We start from the raw sequence: 18,697 nt of genomic DNA on the forward strand, positions 1-18,697 counted from the left end.
TAACCCGACCCATTTACATGGAAAAGCGTGAGGAAAGTTTAAAACTTCTCTCACGCTTTTTCTATAGATCAATTTATAGTTTTGATTCTTTGCAGGTTTTGCACAGCCCAAAGAAATAGAGCTTGCTGGAGGACACATCAAAATCCTCGTCTTTTTCCACGGCAGCTTCCAGGCTGTGAGCCGAAATATGCATCAGATCGAAGACTCTGGCACAGCTGGTGCACTGGAAATGGGCGTGATCTTTCATAAGCGCGTCATAGCGGAAGTTTCCTTCCCCAAGGTTCAGCTCTTTGATGAGATCCACCTCACAAAGGGTCTTCAGAGATTTATACACAGTGGCCAGACTCATGGTAGGGAACCGGTCAATGAGCGCAGAATAGATGGTCTCTGCGGACGGATGCTCTTTGGTGCCAAGAAGATATTCATAGACGGCAATTCTTTGTGGCGTCAGCTTTAATCCTTTGTCCTTGAAGGTTTTTGTAATACTGCTCATGGAGTTCTCCTTTTTCTTAACAATCATTCTGTTCTTAATAATATCATAAGAATCCGTGAGATTCAAAATAAATCAGGACTTCTTCTGATCCTTTCTGTACCGCAGGAAAAAGACACTGCTGCCAAGGAGTCTTAATAAAGATGTGATGATGAGGGCGGTAATGATGCTGGTTCTTGTGACGATATAGGCGCCGAGAAGAGGAGCCACCGCCAAAGTGATGCTTGTTAAAGTGGCATGGATGGCCACACTCATGGTCCGGAACTTGTCACTGGATGATTGAAGCAGTGAGCCTAAAATGGCCACGGTGGTCCCTGCTGTGAAAAATCCTGTGATGGGCTGCATCAGTGTGAGGACGAAGAGGTTCTTGGATAAGGCATATAAAATGGGGGTCAGTCCCATACCGAAAGTTGCCAGGGTTATGGCCAGCTTATAGTCATATTTTTTGATAAGCCTGTTCCAGAGGCTGAAGGAAATGACCATAAAGAGACTGGACAGAACATTGATGATGGTCAGCCACAGTTCTGTAGCCTCAAGATTTTTAATCTGATAGACATTGAAAAGGGGCCAGCCCATCTGCCAGCCGAAGTGGAACACCAGGGAGCAGAGGAGAAATCTAACATACTCCTTATGGGAAAAAACACCCTGAATGCTTTCTTTCAGAGAACTGTGCTTTATGGGGCCGGATTTTGTCTCCGGTTCTTTGGGCTCCATTTTGTACATGTAGTGAATCTCTTTGAGTCCAATGAGAAAGCTCATCACAATGAACACCTGGTACATAAGGATCACCGTCTGGTTCACGGAAGAAAGAGATAAGACAAAGCCCACGAGAATCGACACGGTGATTTGAGAGACCTGAGACAGCTGGTTTCTTACGGAAAGAGCATCTGCCCGCTCTGATGGGGAAAACACGTCTCCCGTATAATCCTGAAGCGAGGTGGCGGAGATGGACTCTGGAAAATTCATGAGACCATAAAGGAGCACAAAAACAAGAGGCTGCACATTTTTGGGGAGAAAAGGAACTGCAGCCAGAAACAGGGGCATGATTCTTGAGATATAGAAAAAGATCCCCAGAGTTTTACGTTTCGACCGTCCTCTTTGGATGAGCAGAATCCCGGGTATTGTCGTAAAGATGGCAACAAAACCAGGCAGAGCATTGAACAGGCTGTAATGTATCTCCTGTCCTCCCAGTCTGTCCAGAAATTTGATGGCATAGCCTTTGCTTAAAACCGTCACCATGGTGAACAGTATTCCGTTTAGCGCATAATACTTGATGTTCTGATTGTTTTGGAAGAGCATAAACTCCAGTTTCTTCTTCATATCCGTTTTCTCCAGCATTTCATCGTTATGGATTGTATTTTACAGTATTCCATCTTGGAAAACCATAGGGGGAACGGTCTTCCTGTACGGTTTTTTCAACCTTCAGTGCTTGTTCTCGCTTTCTTGAGTTCTGGATGGAAAAAGTCAGTTGACAGTGAAATATCTGCAGTGCTATAATGTGACCAAGAAGTCACATGACCGAGTGGTCATAAAGGAGGGATGAACTTGCCCAAACAGACGTTTTTCAATCTGCCCGACGAAAAAAGGGAGAAAATCCTGCAGGAGGTGATGGTGGAATTTCGGGACAATGCCTATGATTTGGCCAGCATCAACCGCATCGTGGATAGAAGCGGTATATCTAAAGGCAGTTTTTACCAGTATTTTGAGGATAAGGAGGATGTGTATTTCTATCTTCTTCAGATCATTGGAGAAAAAAAGCTTCAGTATCTGGGTCCCACCATATCAAGGATCATGGACATCGGATTTTATGAAGCGCTGAGAAAAATCTATGAGGCAGGCATTGAGTTCGCCCTGGAGCATCCGGATTATCTCACCATAGGGAATCGGATGATGCGAGATGGCGGAAGTATTGTAAGAAAACTTCAGGAAAAATTCGGTGGACAAAGCGATGCGCTTTTCAGCATGCTTCTTCAGAAAGGCATAGAAAGAGGAGAAATCAGGCCTGACATCGACGTGCCACTTGTGGCAAGGCTTCTGATGAACATGCAGATGACCGTTGTGGAGTACTTCTTCGAGAAGCATCAGGAAGCAGGGTACAGCAAGGAAATACTATTAGAACTGAATGTGTTTATTGAAATGGTGGAGAAAGGCATAAGATAGGAGGGAGACCATGATTAGTGTAGAAAATTTGTTTTATTCTTATACAAAAGACGAGCAGTACGCGGTGAAAGATGTTTCTTTTGAGGTGAAGGAAGGAGAAGTCTTTGGATTTCTGGGTCCTTCCGGTGCCGGAAAATCCACCACCCAGGGTGTCCTCACGGGGCTCCTGCCTCTTCAGAAAGGAAAAGTGACGGTAGCTGGCTATGATCTTCATCATCCGGACCGAAAGATGTTCAACCGCATCGGTGTTTCCTTCGAGCAGTCCAATGTGTATGGGAAGCTGACAGCGCTGGAAAATCTTGATTTCTACAGAAAACTCTTTGATGTGGAAACCATGGAACCGGAAGAGCTTCTAAAGCTGGTGGGGCTTTCTGAAGTAAAAAACAAGAAGGCGGGCACATTCTCCAAGGGCATGAAGCACCGGCTCACCTTTGCAAGAAGCATGATCAACCAGCCATCCTTATGGTTTCTGGATGAGCCCACCACGGGCTTGGATCCTGCCATTGCAGGAACCATCAAAGATATTGTGAAAGAAAAGAACCAGGAGGGGACGACGGTTTTCCTCACCACCCACAATATGTTCATCGCAGATGAGCTCTGCGACAGAGTTGCGTTTATTGTGGATGGCGAAATCAAAGCCATGGACTCCCCAAGAAACCTGAAGCTTCTTCATGGAAACAAGATGGTTCAGGTGGAGTACAGAGAAAATGGGGATACAGTGAAAAAACTTTTGGATCTTTCCAAGGAGCCAGAAAGACTGCTTCTGAATGACATCATCCTGAGAAAGGACATTGAGATGATGCATACGAAAGAGGCAACCTTGGAAGAAATCTTTATTAAGATCACGGGAAGGGAGCTGAGTGTATGAAGCTCTTAGCCACCTTTTTAAGAGATCTCAAAGTTTCATACCGCTCCTTTTACATCTATATTGAGTTCATCATGGCGCTCATCATCGTAGCGGTGCTGCTCTTTGTGGTGCCTGAGAACTTCAATGGACAAGGAAAGCTTTATCTTTATCTGGATCCGGCTCTTTCCAATAGTGGCATCGAAGAGGCTCTTTCTAAGGATGAATCCACCCTGGTGACGATGGTGGAGAGTCTCGAGGAAGTGAAAGCCTCCCTTTCGGAAGACCGGACAGCCCAAGGGGCATCCATTACCCTGAACGGTGGGAAAATACAGTATGACATGGTGCTTCAGGGATATGAGAGCGACAAAGTAAGAAACCTTCTGGAGGAAGTGTTGAAGCTGGAGCTTCTGAAAGAGGATCCTTCCTTTGAACCAGGCACTGCGGTGAGAACTTTGGAGGAAAACTCGGAACGCCTTTCTGACAGAATCTCCTATATGCCCATCCTTCTTCTTCTGAACTCTGCTTTCATGGGACTGTTCATCGTAGCGGCGTATATTTTCATGGACAAGGAAGAAGGGACCATCCGTGCGCTTACGGTGACGCCGGTATCCATACGGGACTATCTTCTTGCAAAATCAGGCGTGATGCTTTTTACGGGTCTACTCACGGGACTCCTTACGACGGTGCTGGTGGCAGGAGGACAGGTACACTATGGACTTCTTCTGATTCTGCTGACCGCTTCCAACTTCTTTGGTACCGCAGTGGGGCTTTTCATTGCAAGCTTTTATGATTCGGTGATCAAAGCCATGGGAGCACTTTATGTAGCCATCATGATTCTTGCTTTTGGGGCAGTTTCATACTTTATGCCGAGTTTCTCTCCGCTCTTTATGAGAATTCTTCCCTCATATCCGCTGCTTTTTGCCTTTCGGGAAGTGTTTCTTAAGGACGCGGATACAGGGTTTGTGCTTCAGAACTCTCTGCTGTTTCTGGGCATAGGGACTCTTGTATTTCTCGTTTCAGTGAAGCGCTACCAGAAAACCATCACAGTGTAAGGAGGACGGATATGAAAAAGATTTTTGAGATACTAAAAAGAGATCTGAAGTCTGGAACGAGAGATTCTATGATCCTCTATATCCTGGTGGTGCCGTTTCTCATTGCGGTGGTTCTCAACGCTGTGACAGGATCCGTCTCCGAAAGCGGACTGACCCTTCTTGTGCCAGAAAGCCTGGCTTCCGAGGAAATGGAGTATCTGGAGCGTTTTGCCAAGGTCACTGTGCTGGACACAGAGGATGCTGTGGTAGAACGTGTGCTGGATCTGGATGATGTGTATGGAGTTTTAAAGAAGGGAGATGACTTTGTAGTCGTCGCCCAAGGCAATGAAAAGATCAATCTCCAGGAGACGGTGAGTCTTCTTCTGGATGGACTAAAAAACAGCAATCTGGAAGCACCGGTGGAAGTATCTGTCACGGATGTGGGATGGAAGCTTTCTCCCATCAAACAGTTTGGTGGTGGACTTTTAGCTGTATTTATCTCTGTGTTTGGCGGTATGATCATTATGATCAATCTGGTGGAGGAAAAGCAGGAGAACACACTGCTCGCCATGAATGTGTCTCCTGTGACAAGGCCACAGTATCTCACCGGTAAAGCGCTTCTTGGGTTTCTCATTCCACTCATTCATGTCATGGGGATTCTTCTCATCCTTGATTATGGTGACATCAATTATCTCATGGCAGCTGCAGTGACGTTGTCCATTGCGGTGATTTCTGTGATCATTGGGTTTGCCATAGGCGTCAACAGTGAGAATATTCTAGCAGCCATTTCCGGTATGAAGATGATCTTTCTCCCCATATTAGGTTCTGTATTTGGGGCCATTTACTTAAGAGAATCTCTTCATGTGCTTCTCTACTGGTCTCCTTTCTACTGGGCTTTCAAATCCATCAATGAGATCATACTGAAAGAGGCGGTTTGGGGAGATATCTTTTTAAGCTTGGGGATGATACTTGTGATTGCAGCAGCATTGCTGCTCTTCATGAAAAAGAAAATCCGAAGGGGACTTCGATAATAGAAGGGAGGTTTAATAATGGACGGTTTGGCACTTTTAGGTCTAATTCTTCTGGTTTATGCAGGAGCTGTGGTGTACATCACACTGAAGAAACCGGAAGCCATCTGGAATATGGCAAAGATCCGGGTATTCCGGAAACTGCTGGGGGATCGGGGAACTGAGATTTTTTTCTATCTCTTTGCTCTGGCTTCTGCAGGATTCGGTATCTGGCTTCTCGTAAACTGAAAAGAAGTATCCATTTCATAGAAAAACCCCGGAGACCAAAAATGGTTCCCGGGGTTTCTATTAACTGAACTTCAGCATGGACACCAGCTTCTCGTCCCGAAGGATTCTTTTGAAGAGGAAGTACCCGATGAGGGTGACCACCACAAATTCTCCAAAGAACACCTGAGCTGCGGACAGAAGATAAGGAAGATCCAAGAGATAATATAAAATGGCACCGATGATGAGTCCGTTCACAATGGCTGGCCATAGGGTGGCCAGAAGAAGGTTCTTGGTCCTTGCGATGAGCTGCAGTGCGATGAGTGTTGCCAAGGTCCCAAAAATCACATCAATGGGTCCAAGGGGACTGCCAAGATTCGCAATGAGGCATCCAAAAGTGAGCCCATAGACATACCGTCTGTCAATGAAAACGAGAAGTGTCAGCACTTCAGCCACACGAAACTGCACACCGAGGTAGCTGAAAGGAAGAAGCATGGTAAGCGCTGCGTAAAGAGCGGCGATGAGCGCGGATTTCACCAGAAGCTCCTGATAGTTGTTTTTATTTGTGTTCAATGTAAGATCCTCCATAAATCATTAAAAATAGTATAAAACCTGGATTATTATAGCACAGGTGGAAGGCAATAGGCAAAAAAAAGTACCGCTCACCCGGAGGGTCCGGGTAATGCGGTACTTGGCTTTAGTATTTATCTTCAGCGTACTGCTGGGACTGCTCGATGAGAAGGTTCTGCCTGGTGTCCCATAGTTTTTGGGAGAGATCCACATAGTAGTTATGAGGATACTCCAGACGGAGGACCTCCGGCCAGAGCTTTTCAATTTCCTTCTTGGAATAGGCTCTGATTTCAAGAACCGAGGGGCTTTTGTAGATCAGTTCTCCGGATTTGAAAATCTGTTCCTGAAGAGGCTTCAGGTAATACTCGGTGAAGGTTCTTCTTTTCCAGGTATAAGTAGGGTCAAAGAGCGTCAGTGGTTCATCCTCATTGAGGACTTCATCATGTTCGCAGATGAGATCTGCCACAGCTAAGTTGCTCTTTTTAGAGAAAACACGGTAAATTTTCTTGAAGTGCGGGGTTGTGATCTTCTCCTGGTTTTCACTGACTTTAATCTTTGGCTGCACCACGCCGTCTTTTTCTACAGCCACCAGTTTGTAGACACCGCCAAAGACGGGTTCGCTTCGGGCAGTGATGAGTCGTTCGCCCACACCGAAGATATCAATGGGGGCACCCTGGGAGAGCACATCTCTTATGATGTATTCGTCCAGTGAATTGGAAACAATGATTTTCACATCATGGAATCCTGCGGCATCCAGCATTTTTCTGGATTCTTTGGTTAGATAGGCAATGTCTCCAGAATCGATCCGGATGGACTTTGGCCTTTTGCCCTTGGGCAGCACATATTCGTTGAATATTTTGATGGCGTTGGGAATACCAGATTTCAGCACATTGTAGGTATCCACCAGAAGGGAGCAGTTGTCCGGATAGATCTCTGCCCATTTTCTGAAGGCTTCAAACTCGGAATCAAAAAGCTGTACCCAGCTGTGGGCCATGGTTCCGGTGGCGGGGACATTGAACATGATTTCCGCCAAGGTGTTGGAGGAGCTGGTGCATCCTCCCACAATGGCGGCCCTTGCGCCATAGATGGCTCCGTCATAGCCTTGGGCACGTCTGGAACCAAACTCCAGAACATTACGTCCACCGGCTGCACGTACAATACGGTTTGATTTGGTGGCGATGAGGGTCTGATGGTTCACAGTGAGAAGCACCATGGTTTCCACAAACTGCGCCTGGATGATGGGTCCCCGTACGGTGACCAAAGGCTCATTTGGAAATACTGGGGTTCCCTCTGGAACTGCCCAGACGTCACACTCAAACTTGAAGTTCTCCAAATAGGATAGGAACCCTTCACTGAAGGTGTTTTTTCTTCTTAAGTATTCTATGTCTTCCTTGCTGAAGGTGAGATTCTCGAGGTACTCAATAAGCTGGTCCACACCAGCCATGACAGCGAATCCTCCTCCATCTGGAATTTTTCTGAAGTACATGTCAAAGTAGGCAATGGTATCTTGCACGCCATTCTCAAAATAGCCATTTCCCATGGTAAGTTCGTAGAAATCAGACAGCATGGTCAGATTTCTGCCATTTCTTACATCGATTATCCGTTCCATATAATCACCGTTCCCTAACAATATTAATAAGATGATACCTATTATATCAGATTTTTGGAGAAAGAACCCACAAAGAACCGGAGGTGGCATATTTCATGGGTTCAGCCCGCTTTCAGAAGGTGCACGAAGGGTTTCAGAAGTTTTTCAGGATTAATTTGGAATTCTTTGCTATGATAGAGAAAATGTAGGAAAGGAATGAACTGACGATGATCCGTTTTGATGAAATAATCAAGCCAATCAAGCTGAAGAGCGATACTGGACTGTATCTCATAGTGGCTGGACTTCTTTCTGCCATAGCCGGTATTTTTGTGGCTCCGGTGCCTCTGGGGTTTCTGTCTGTGATCCTCAGCTTTCTTGGAATGAAGTCTCCCAAAGGTGCCTGGGCCATTCCTGTGTTTCTTTTCGGCACAGGGGTAATCATCTCGAGTCTGTACCGCTAAGTTTTTAGCAGAGGGAGTAAACCACGAAAAAAACAAAAACATCTGGAGGTAGCTATGCTGAGTTCTGACTATCCAATCCTTGAATTTGATGAAAACAAAGAAGCTCTGATCCGTCCGGAGTTTCTGAAAAACAGATATGAGCCCATCTCTGAGAGGCTTCTCATCTGCTTTTTCCATGAAACCATTGAAAAACTTCTGGAGCGAGAGGAAATTTCCCTGCACTTTGTGCTCCGAGGGGAGAATCCCTTGAAAATCTACAGATTTCAAGATCAGGACATGACTCTTGTGGAAGGCCGCCTAGGAGCTCCTGCTGCAGGAGGGTATCTGGAGGATCTCATTGCCCTGGGAGCAAAGAAGATTCTTTTTGTGGGCGGCGCAGGCGTTTTGAGAAAAGATCTGGCTGTGGGGAAGTTTCTGGTCCCTACCTCAGCGGTAAGAGATGAAGGCTTCAGCTACCATTACCTGCCACCGGCAAGGGAAGTGGAGGCGAATCTTGACGTCGCATCAAAAATCACTGAGTATCTCAAGAAAAGCGGCATCGACTACCTCACGGGGAAGACCTGGACCACCGATGCATTTTATCGGGAAACACCAGCAAAGATTAAAAAGCGCCGGGAAGAGGGCTGCCTGTTTGTGGAGATGGAGCAGTCTGCCCTGATGGCCGTGGCAGCTTATAGAGAGGTGGAATACGGTGCCATTCTTTATGGTGGAGACGACGTGTCCAAAGAAAAATGGGATTCGAGAAACTGGAGGGACAGAGGGGACATCCGCGTTGGGCTCACAGAGCTGGCTAAAGAAATTCTCCTGGTCTTATAATCTGAACTTAAGAAGTGGAAAGACAAAGAGATCCTTCGTGGATCTTTTTCTTTGAATGACCTTTCTTTTTCTCCACACAATAGGATATGGGAAAGTCTTTTTGAAAAGAGAAGCGCTTTGTCGTACAATAGGAGTTTATGGATGTGTGAAGTAAAGGAGAATACGATATAGATGGAACTGGATACCTATCAGAAAAATGCATACCTCACCAAGGAGAAGAAAGTGCTGGTGGTGGCGCCTCCCGGTTCGGGGAAGACCACTGTGATGCTGAAAAGACTGAAACTGCTTCTGGAAGAGGAGAAGATTGCTCCAAGAAAAATCATTGTGCTGACCTTTTCTAAGGCTTCTGCCGTGGAGATGGAGACGAGGTTTTCCGCCAAAGGTCCGGTGAAGCCTTTCTTTGGCACCATCCATGGACTCTGCTACAGAATTCTGAGAGGCCAGAGGGGAGAACTGAATCTCATTTATGGGAAAGAGGAGTTTATTCTAAAAAACAAGCTGAAAAAACAGCTGAAAATAGAGGATGAAGTGGTGGAGTCCATCCTGAGAGGCATTTCCAAGTATAAAGTCATGAACTTTCTGTCTTTGCCTCTACCGGATCTTGGGGTCCGGGAAGAGCTCTTCCATAAAGCTTTTGAGCTGTATGAGGAAGAGCGGCAAAAGAAGAATCTTCTCGACTTTGATGACCTGCAGATTGAAGTGCTGAAGCTTCTTTCGGAAGAGAAGTTTTTAAGAAGCTTTCAGGCGGTGCACAGCCACATCCTCATCGATGAGTTTCAGGATCTGGATCCGGTGCAGCTGAAGATCGTGGAACTCATGAGTAAAGACCAGAGCCTTTTCTGTGTGGGGGATGAGGATCAGTGCATCTATGCCTTCCGGGGATCAGATCCCCGAGGCATGATAGATTTTGAACCCATGTTTCAAGGGAAGAAGCTCTATCTTAAATACAATTACAGAAGCAAAGAGAATATCGTGCAGTACGCAGGAGAAGTCATCCGGCACAACGCCCAGAGAAACAATAAAGAGCTTCTTTCCAGCCGGAAAGAGGAGACGAAGATCCTGAAGGTGTTTCCGGAAAATCAGGAGCTCATGCTGCAGCATATGGTCTCAGAAATAAAGAAAAATGCTTATGGCAGCTACGCGGTGCTTTACAGGACCAATCAGGAGGGCCTGAGAGTAAAGGAGTATCTTCGGAAAGAGAAGATTCCGTTCATGTCCCGAGATGCCTATAATTTCTTTAAGGGATTCATCGCCAAGGATGTGCTCGACTTTATAAGAGCCTCCTGCCAGGGAGACCGGGAAGCATTTCTTCGGATCGCCAATAAACCCTTCCGATATATCTCCAAGGAGGAGCTGAGAAAAATCTCCCTGGGGGAAGATCGGGAGAAAGTGCTTCTGGATCCCAAGAAGAAAAACTATACCCTCCAGAAGCATGGAGAGTTCCTGAAAGACCTCAGTAAACTAAAAGGGATGAAGACAACGAGAATGATCTCCTACATCGAGCAGGTGCTGGGCTACGGAGAGTATCTGTCCAGCTACGCGGAAAAGACGGGACGGGATGAGGAAGCGCTTCTGGAAGAACTGGAAGAGATGAAGGAAGTGGCAGCTTATTATGACAATCCTCTGGATCTTCTCTTCGCCTCAGAAAAAGAGCCAGAGGTCAAAGAGGCCAAGGTGAGCTTATCCACCATACATGGGGTCAAGGGGCTGGAGTTTGACAAGGTGTATGTGATCAATGCTGTGGAAGGATTTATGCCGCACAGTGCATCTCTTGGGAATCTGGAAGAGGAGCGCCGAATCTTCTACGTGGCCATCACCAGAGCAAAAGAGGAACTGACCATTTACAGCCCAAGATTTATTCATGGAAAAGAGAGAAAAAGAAGCAGATTCGTACTATAATAAAGGGTAAAGAAAAAATAGAACATTTAGGAGTAAATTATGAGAATAGAAATAGGACCGAACGAACAAGGACAACGATTGGACAAGTTCCTTCGAAAATACCTGAAAGATGTGCCGCTGTCCGCCATCTTCAAAGCCCTCCGGAAAGGAGATGTCCGGGTGAATGGCGCCAAGGGAAAAGAGAAGATGTTTCTTCAGGAAGGAGATGTTCTGGAAATCAAATATCTCTACTCCAAATCTCCAGAGGAGAAGAAGGTTGTCTTTGATGTGGAGCCGGAGTTTAAAGTGACCTTTGAGGATGACAACATCCTCATGGTGGAGAAGTGGCCTGGCATCCTGGTGCATAAGGACCAGGAAGGAAAAGACCCGACCTTAACCGATCAGGTGCTCTCTTATCTCTTCCGTAAAGGTGCTTATGACCCGAAGGTGGAAAAGACGTTTTCCCCTTCTCCGGTGAACAGACTGGACAGAAACACTTCTGGGATCGTCATCTATGCGAAGAATTATGAGGCCTTGAAAACCCTCAATGAAATGATGAGGGACGGCAGAATTGTGAAGAACTATATTGCCATCGTGAAAGGAAGAATCGCTGACGGGGAGTACCGCGCCTATATCGAGAAGCGTGAAGACAATAATGTCAGCAGTGTCTCAGATACTCCAGGACCCATGAAGAAGGAAATCGCCATGACGGTGAAGACCATGGAATCTACTGGACAGTACTCTTTGGTGGAGCTGAATCTTCTTACAGGCAGAAGCCATCAGCTGAGGGCTCATCTGGCGTCTCTTGGAAATCCCATCATTGGAGACAAAAAATATGGGGTGAAGGAAATCAACAACTTCCTTTCCAACAAATATGATCTCAATTTCCAGTACCTGTATGCCTTTAAGGTGACATTCAAGAATCCGGACGGTGTTCTTGAATATCTGGGCAACAAGGTGGTGGCGGAAAAACTGCCGCCAATCTTAAAGAAAGTGAAGAATGACCTGTTCAAGTTTGACTTGTAGTCGGAGGATCTTATGAAGAAACAATCCACTGGTAGAGGCTTTGCCTACCTTTCCATGGCAGAGCTTCTTGTGAAAATCATGTCTGTGGTCTATATGCCTCTTTTGTACAGAATCATCGGGAAGGTGGGCCATGGCATTTATGCGGTTGCCTATGAAGCGTTCACCCTGATTTATGTGCTGACCAATGAAGGGATTCAAAGAGGTGTGGCGAAGCTTGTGGCAGAGCTCTACGCCGAGGACAATCCCAGGGATGCGTTAAAAGCCTTCAGGCTCTCCAGAACCATTCTGATTCTGGGTGGATTATTTGCATCTCTTCTTCTTTACTTCATGGCGCCTTTCATTGCAGTGATAGCAAAGTCGCCTCAGGCGGCCCTTTCCATTCAGGCTTTGGCGCCAACGGTGCTCATCACAGCAGTGCTGTCAGCATACCGGGGTTATTTCCTGGGAAGAAGCTTCATCACCGCCAATGCCCTCTCTAAGATTGTGGAGCAGGTTGTGAATGTGGCGGTATCTCTTCTTGGTGCATTTCTTCTCATGAAGGCAGGAACTGCCATGGGCGTCGCCGGCGGTACGTTAGGTACCAGTGTGGGCGCTCTGGTTTCTGTACTTCTGCTGATCCATGAGTTCAGAAAAGGAAAGTTCCATAGAGTAAGAAAAAGTGAACAGTCTCCAGAAGCCTATCATCATACCAGCAAAGAGCTTTTAAGAAAGCTTTGGACCTATGCGTTTCCCATTACCCTAACCGCAGGACTCATGCACATCGGCGGCATCATCGATACGTTCATCGTGAAGAACCGCTTGGTGGTGGCAGGATTCTTTGGGGACGCTTTGGATGCGGTGTTCAGCGATCTGGTGGTGTTCAAGAGCCTTCTGGTTGTGCCCAATACCATCATTGTCTCTTTGGCGGCAGTGATGCTTCCGGGTATCGCCTCAGCCAATGCGCTGAAGAATCAGGATGACATCGACCGGAAAGCCTCCTTTGCCACCAAGATGGTGCTGATGATTTCCATTCCGGCTTTTGTGGGGATGACGGTGCTGGCGGAACCAATCTTCGCTTTTCTCTATCCAGAATCCGGTGGCGTGCATCTACTGAAGTATGGCTCCATCACGGTGATTTTTCTGGGCTTTATCCAGATACAGAACAGTCTTTATCAGGGAATCGGTAAATTCTACTGGGGGACCATTGCCATGAGCTTTGGTATCGGAGCCAGAATTCTCATCAATTATCTATTGGTGGGGATTCCTGAAATCAATGTCTTTGGTGGAATCTTCTCCCATTTTGCGAACTTTTTTATCCCCTTTGTCATCAACCACTATCTGCTCACAAGAGTGTTGGGATTCCAGATGCCGATTCTGAAGAACGGTTGGAGACCGGCTTTATCCTCTCTTGCCATGGGCGTTGTGCTCTATCTCATGACGCTGATGTTTAAACTAGTGCATCTGCCCTTTGCGCACTCAGCTCTATCGACCCTCATCATGGTCTTAGCGGGTATTGCGGTCTACGGCGTTGCCATGATTCTCATCGGGGGCATCACCAAAAAGGATGTCACAGACATCAGTCCAAGACTCTATAGAATCATACCTTCAGGCTTGAGACGAAGAATGAGGCCTTAATTTCATAGAGACTGCTCCTTCTAATTTTTTTGTTTTTCTTAAGGAAAACCCTTATAATAAGAGTAAGATGATTGAAAATCATTATCAATTAGAGTAAGTCGTTTTTTCCATGCAGTACGGAAGAATTGGAAGGTTAGGAGTTGGTATAGAAATGGAAGGAACTTTTGAAGAAAAAAGAAAAAAAGGATTTGAGAATACCTATGGGAAGGTGCTCACTGGCATGATGCTGGCAGCCAACCCATTCAAGAAAATGGCCTTTAAGACGCCATGCATGGTGCACCGTTTTATCAATATCCAGTCAGTGGTGATTCTGGAGAATGAGGGCTATGAGGATGCGGCAAACTTTTATAAAGCCTATATCAAAGCTCTGAATGAGGGAGCCACCTGGGCGGACCAGGATTTCAAGTCCATCAATCACTTTTATCATAATGAGAAGAAAAAAGGTCTCTATGGGTTTTCTGACGGGCTCACAGAAGCGAGAAGATATATGGATAAATCCCTCTTCTATCTGGAAAAAGGGAATATCCAAAGATCCGTGTTCTATTTAGGGGTCTTCTGTCATCTGTCCCAGGACATGACCGTCCCTCAGCATGTGACAAACAGGCTCCTGGACAGCCATAAGTCCTATGAGACCTGGATCAAGAAAAAGATTTTTGCAGAGATCGACTACGCTGTGGATCACGGAATCCTAAGGTTTGAAGCTTTGGATGATTATATCCGGGAGAATGCTATTGTGGCAAACTTCTATGCAGAGAAGTTCAAGGACATAGAAAACCGGGATGCCATGTATGAAGCTCTTTCCAGAAAAATGATCGAAGTGGCCCAAAATACAACCGCAGGTCTTCTTCTGGATTATTACGAACTGTATTATAAAAACTTGTAAGGAAAATAGAATAATGAGAATACTTTTGACAGCCATCAATTCAAAATATGTCCACACCAACATCAGTCTGAGATATTTGGAGAACTACACCAAAGATCTACCGATTACTACCATGCGGGCAGAATTTTCCATAAATGAGCAGAAAGAAACCATTCTCGAAGAAATCATCCAGAGAAAGCCCGACATCGTGGCTTTCTCTGTTTATATTTGGAATGTGGAAATGGTTCGGGATCTGTCTGTGCTTCTCAAAAAAGTGCTGCCTTTTGTGAAAATACTCTATGGTGGACCGGAAGTCTCCTACAAGAGCCAAGAACATCTGGAGGAGTTCAAAGGGGATTTTATCATTCGAGGAGAGGGGGAGGAAACCTACCGTTCTCTTCTTCAGGCGCTTTTATCTGGACGTAACCTTAGTGAAGTCCGGGGGCTGACCTATAAAGAGGAGGGTGATATTTTTGAGAATCCGTCCAGAGAAAAAATGGATCTCTCAAAGGTGCCCTATCCCTATGAGGAAAAAGAGGATCTCAGGGGAAAGCTTTCGTATCTGGAAGCCTCTAGAGGCTGCCCTTATCAGTGCAGCTACTGCCTCTCTTCCTCGGAACGGGATCTTCGCTTTATGCCCCTGGAAGAAGTGAAAAGAAGAGTGCTTCTGGTGATGGAAACCGGGACCCAAGTCGTGAAGTTCATAGACCGCACCTTCAACATCCATCCGGATGCGCTGGAGATCTGGCGCTTTCTCCTATCATTGGAGACCGATGTGACCTTCCATTTTGAAATTTCTCCAGATCTTATAAAAGAAGAGCATCTGGATCTTCTACGGACGGCACCGAGAGGAAGGATCCAGTTTGAAGTGGGGATCCAGAGCACAGAGGATGAGGTGCTCCGGTCCATCTCCAGATACATCGGCTTCCGGAAAGTGCTCCCGAAACTGGAAGACCTCCTTGCGATCCGGAACATCCACAGTCATTTGGACCTGATTGCAGGTCTTCCTTATGATACGGTGAAGACCTTCAAGGACAGTTTCAATGACGTGTATCCGCTTTTGCCGGATATGCTGCAGATGGGCTTTCTTAAGATCATCAAAGGCACCCCCATGGAGAGGGATGCAGAAGCCTTTGGAATGGTCTACAGCCCATTTCCACCCTATGAAGTGCTGAAAACCCGCTGGATGACCTATGAGGAGCTGAGATCTCTTCATCGGACAGAGGACGCTCTGGAAAGGTATTATAACTCTGGAAGATTTGAAACCACCCTACAGTATCTGCTGGAGGGGGAAAGCGATTACTTCAGATTCTATGAAGCTCTGGGAGAATACATCAGCACCGAGTATCAGGGAAGATCCATCGGTCTCAAGGACCAGTACAAGATTCTTCTGGATTTTTCTAAGATTTATGGCGGGGATGCTAAAGATTCCTTTGTACTCAATGAGCTTCTCAAATACGACTGGCTGCTTCACAACAAGAAGCAGTATGTACCGGAGTTTCTAGATCGAAATCACGAGAAGAATCATGCATATAAAAAGAATATGGAGAAGGAAAAGGGAATGAAAATACATGTGGAAATTTTCAGTCTGGATGTTCCGCTCTATATCAAGGAAGGAGAGCTGAAGAGAGGTGATACTCCCGTATTTTATGATTTAAATCTTGGGAAAATCATCAAAAATCAGTTGATAAAATAAGGGAATTGTCGTACACTGATTCTTATGTGGTATTGCATAACCTATTAAGGGATAATTGTTACAAAATTCAGTTCCTTTATGTTTTAGAAATACCATGGTAAAATTATAAAGTATGAGAACGATTTGCATACAGGTCATGCAGAGAATGGGGGTGAAAGAATGGCAAAAGAAGCATTGGAAAAAGTGAGACAGGCGGAAGAAAAAGCGCGTGAGATCACCAAAGAGGCAAGTCAGAAAGCAAGAGACATCCGGCGTGATGCAGAAGCACGGGCCGATGAACGTTACAAAGAGATTATGAACATGGCTGCGAAAGAAACAGAGGCTTTACGTGAAAAAGCCAGACTGGAAGGGGAGCAGGTTGCCAAGCCAATCCTTGAAAGTGGAAAGGCGAAGGCAGAGGAACTGTCTGCCCTGGATGGCAAAGTGCTGGAAGATGCAGTCAATATTATTTTAGAGAGGATTGTGAAGGCAGATGGCAATCGTTAAGATGTCAAATTTTGGCCTCTTCACTTTCGACTCGGACAGGGAGAAGCTCCTTCATGAACTTCAGAAGTTCGGATATGTTCATTTCACGGATCTGAAAGAGCAGTCCGCGTATCTGGAAGAAGGACTGGAGACCCTGGAAATTCCTTATGAAGTCAGTGAAGTTGAGGAAAGGATCCAAAGCGTCAAGTTCGCCATGGATCTTCTGAAACGCTACGATGACCGGGAAACTGGAATGAAAGCCATGATCAAGGGGAAGAACTCCTTCACCTTTGAAGAGCTGGAAAAGAAAGTCGCCCAGTTTGATTATGAGCCTGTCATAGACAAGTTCAGGGAACTGACCCGAAAGATTGATCTCATCAGTCAGGAGGAGTTGAAAGAAAAGGCCGCCATGGAAGAGCTGAGACCTTGGAGAAATCTCAATTATGATGTGAGACTCTTTAGAGATTTTCAGTTCAGTGAGGTGTTCACAGGCACCATCCCCAAGAAACTGATGGAGCCTCTGAAAGAAGCCCTTGGCACTTTAGAAGAGACTTATTTGGAAACCCTCAGCGAAGGGAAAGATGAGGCTTATGTGGTAGGTCTCACCAGTAAAAGGGAGAAAGAGGACTTCAATGAAATCCTCAGGAACCATAGCTTTACCACAGTGAACCTGTCCGTTTCCGGTACACCGGAAGAGGATATGAAAAAGAGAAAAGAATCCCTTGAGAAGATGAAGGAAGAGAAGAAAAAGCTTCAGGCGGAAATCAAATCCATGGCAGGACATCTGGCAAGATTTGAGGAAGTCTATGAGTATCTTCTGAATCTCCGTCTCCGCTACCAAGCAGAGAACAACTTCTTAAGAACCGGAAGCGTCAATGTCATTGAAGGGTATATCCCCACAGACAAAACCGATGCTTTCAGAAAAGCGGTGGAGAAGACCCAGGAAGGCGCGTACTACCTGGAGCTGGCAGAAGCCAAGAAAGAGGATGTGAGCGTTCCGATTCTCCTGAAGAACGGAAAGTTTGCAGAAGCTTTTGAATCTCTGACCACCATGTACTCTCTGCCAACCTATGACGGTATTGACCCAACCCCTTTATTTGCTCCGTTCTTCTTTGCCTTCTTCGGCATGATGATTGGAGACTGGGGTTATGGCATCATACTGATGGTGCTGACAGGTGTGGCGCTGAAGATTGCAAACCTTGAAAAGGGACAGAGACTCATGATGAGGTTCCTCTTCTATCTAAGCTTCTCGACCATTGCCTGGGGACTGATGTTCGGTACGTTCTTCGGAGCTGCCTTCCCAGGATTCGCCCTGATCAATCCGTCAACGGAATATCAGAAGCTTCTTATTGTCTCCATCGCCTTTGGAGGAATCCATCTGTTCTATGCCCTGGGCATCAAAGCCTATCTGGCCATCAGAGATGGAAAGCCACTGGATGCGCTCTATGATGTGGGATTCTGGTATATGGCCCTTATGGGAGCCATCGTATTCCTTCTGACTATGGTCCTTGGAAATCTGCCTGAAGTATTAGGCACTGTTTCTCTGGTGGTTATGGTCATCGGTATGGTGGGCATCATTCTCACCGGAGGACGGGAGAATGAAACTGCAGTGGGTAAGCTTGCTGGAGGCATGTACAGCCTTTACGGCATATCCGGCTATATTGGAGATTTTGTGTCTTATTCAAGACTTATGGCGCTTGGCCTATCCGGAGGATTTATCGCCACAGCCATCAACATGATGGTAGGAATGCTCTTTGATATGGGAATTCCTGGCATGATTGCTGGTGTCATCGTCTTTCTTGGCGGACAAGCCTTCAACCTGTTCCTATCTGCCTTAAGTGCCTATGTGCACACATCCAGACTGACCTACGTGGAATTCTTCGGAAAGTTCTATGATGGTGGCGGAAAACCCTTCAAACTATTTAGAAACAAATCAAAATATATTAATGTTGAATAATTTT

18 protein-coding genes are annotated in these 18,697 nt (G+C 46.0%); 14 read left to right on the forward strand and 4 right to left on the reverse strand.

Annotated elements, in window-relative coordinates; all coding sequences use genetic code 11:
* Window positions 1-73: 73 nt before the first annotated feature.
* Both BM243_RS05160 and BM243_RS05165 read right to left on the reverse strand, forming a co-directional pair.
* Entirely contained in the window at window positions 74-493 is a 420-nt protein-coding gene (locus BM243_RS05160) for a transcriptional regulator PerR (protein ID WP_074911106.1), read from the reverse strand.
* 72 nt (window positions 494-565) lie between these two features.
* Complete coding sequence (locus BM243_RS05165; RefSeq protein WP_074911107.1) at window positions 566-1,810, reverse strand: MFS transporter; 1,245 nt, start codon at window positions 1,808-1,810, stop codon at window positions 566-568.
* Between the two features lie 225 nt (window positions 1,811-2,035).
* On the opposite strand from BM243_RS05165, the gene BM243_RS05170 reads away from it, so the two are divergent.
* From BM243_RS05170 to BM243_RS05190, 5 genes are read left to right on the forward strand one after another with little or no spacing between them, the layout of a single operon-like run.
* Complete coding sequence (locus BM243_RS05170; RefSeq protein WP_074911109.1) at window positions 2,036-2,650, forward strand: TetR/AcrR family transcriptional regulator; 615 nt, start codon at window positions 2,036-2,038, stop codon at window positions 2,648-2,650.
* A 10-nt stretch (window positions 2,651-2,660) separates the two neighbouring features.
* Window positions 2,661-3,518, forward strand: coding sequence for an ABC transporter ATP-binding protein (locus BM243_RS05175; RefSeq protein WP_074911111.1), 858 nt, complete (start codon window positions 2,661-2,663; stop codon window positions 3,516-3,518).
* A complete protein-coding gene (locus BM243_RS05180) occupies window positions 3,515-4,549 on the forward strand; it encodes an ABC transporter permease (RefSeq protein WP_074911112.1) in 1,035 nt (344 codons plus the stop codon). Before BM243_RS05175 ends, BM243_RS05180 begins: the two co-directional genes overlap by 4 nt.
* A gap of 11 nt (window positions 4,550-4,560) precedes the next feature.
* The gene (locus BM243_RS05185) at window positions 4,561-5,559 is read left to right on the forward strand and encodes an ABC transporter permease (RefSeq protein ID WP_074911114.1); all 999 of its coding nucleotides are present in this window, start codon (window positions 4,561-4,563) and stop codon (window positions 5,557-5,559) included.
* Between the two features lie 18 nt (window positions 5,560-5,577).
* Window positions 5,578-5,784, forward strand: coding sequence for a hypothetical protein (locus tag BM243_RS05190; protein ID WP_074911115.1), 207 nt, complete (start codon window positions 5,578-5,580; stop codon window positions 5,782-5,784).
* Window positions 5,785-5,844: 60 nt separating this feature from the next.
* Here BM243_RS05190 and BM243_RS05195 read toward each other — a convergent pair whose 3' ends face one another.
* A complete protein-coding gene (locus BM243_RS05195) occupies window positions 5,845-6,333 on the reverse strand; it encodes a QueT transporter family protein (RefSeq protein WP_242943515.1) in 489 nt (162 codons plus the stop codon).
* A gap of 124 nt (window positions 6,334-6,457) precedes the next feature.
* Window positions 6,458-7,939 (reverse strand): nicotinate phosphoribosyltransferase, encoded by a 1,482-nt coding sequence (locus BM243_RS05200; protein ID WP_074911118.1) that lies wholly within the window; start codon window positions 7,937-7,939, stop codon window positions 6,458-6,460.
* A gap of 206 nt (window positions 7,940-8,145) precedes the next feature.
* Here BM243_RS05200 and BM243_RS05205 point away from each other — a divergent pair, with 206 nt between their 5' ends.
* The 9 genes from BM243_RS05205 (at window position 8,146) to BM243_RS05245 (ending at window position 18,693) form a co-directional block, all read left to right on the forward strand.
* Window positions 8,146-8,379 carry a hypothetical protein gene (locus tag BM243_RS05205; protein ID WP_074911120.1) on the forward strand — a complete coding sequence of 78 codons (234 nt, stop codon included), beginning with the start codon at window positions 8,146-8,148 and terminating at the stop codon, window positions 8,377-8,379.
* A gap of 54 nt (window positions 8,380-8,433) precedes the next feature.
* Window positions 8,434-9,195: a nucleoside phosphorylase gene (locus tag BM243_RS05210; RefSeq protein ID WP_074911121.1), complete on the forward strand. Its 762-nt coding sequence runs from the start codon at window positions 8,434-8,436 to the stop codon at window positions 9,193-9,195.
* 171 nt (window positions 9,196-9,366) lie between these two features.
* Window positions 9,367-11,094, forward strand: a complete 1,728-nt coding sequence (locus tag BM243_RS05215) for an ATP-dependent helicase (RefSeq protein ID WP_074911123.1) — start codon at window positions 9,367-9,369, stop codon at window positions 11,092-11,094.
* Between the two features lie 39 nt (window positions 11,095-11,133).
* Entirely contained in the window at window positions 11,134-12,099 is a 966-nt protein-coding gene (locus BM243_RS05220; RefSeq protein ID WP_074911124.1) for an RluA family pseudouridine synthase, read from the forward strand.
* Window positions 12,100-12,111: 12 nt separating this feature from the next.
* A complete protein-coding gene (locus BM243_RS05225; protein WP_074911126.1) occupies window positions 12,112-13,713 on the forward strand; it encodes a putative polysaccharide biosynthesis protein in 1,602 nt (533 codons plus the stop codon).
* Window positions 13,714-13,864: 151 nt separating this feature from the next.
* On the forward strand, window positions 13,865-14,596 hold the full coding sequence (locus tag BM243_RS05230; protein ID WP_074911128.1) for a zinc dependent phospholipase C family protein: 732 nt from the start codon (window positions 13,865-13,867) through the stop codon (window positions 14,594-14,596).
* A 13-nt stretch (window positions 14,597-14,609) separates the two neighbouring features.
* Window positions 14,610-16,271 (forward strand): B12-binding domain-containing radical SAM protein, encoded by a 1,662-nt coding sequence (locus tag BM243_RS05235; protein ID WP_074911129.1) that lies wholly within the window; start codon window positions 14,610-14,612, stop codon window positions 16,269-16,271.
* Between the two features lie 159 nt (window positions 16,272-16,430).
* On the forward strand, window positions 16,431-16,757 hold the full coding sequence (locus tag BM243_RS05240) for a hypothetical protein (protein ID WP_143093541.1): 327 nt from the start codon (window positions 16,431-16,433) through the stop codon (window positions 16,755-16,757).
* Window positions 16,744-18,693 (forward strand): V-type ATP synthase subunit I, encoded by a 1,950-nt coding sequence (locus BM243_RS05245; RefSeq protein WP_074911132.1) that lies wholly within the window; start codon window positions 16,744-16,746, stop codon window positions 18,691-18,693. The genes BM243_RS05240 and BM243_RS05245 overlap by 14 nt, the downstream gene beginning before the upstream one ends.
* Window positions 18,694-18,697 lie beyond the last annotated feature (4 nt).

It is taken from the genome of Proteiniclasticum ruminis (assembly GCF_900115135.1).
GTDB lineage: Bacteria > Bacillota > Clostridia > Clostridiales > Clostridiaceae > Proteiniclasticum > Proteiniclasticum ruminis_A.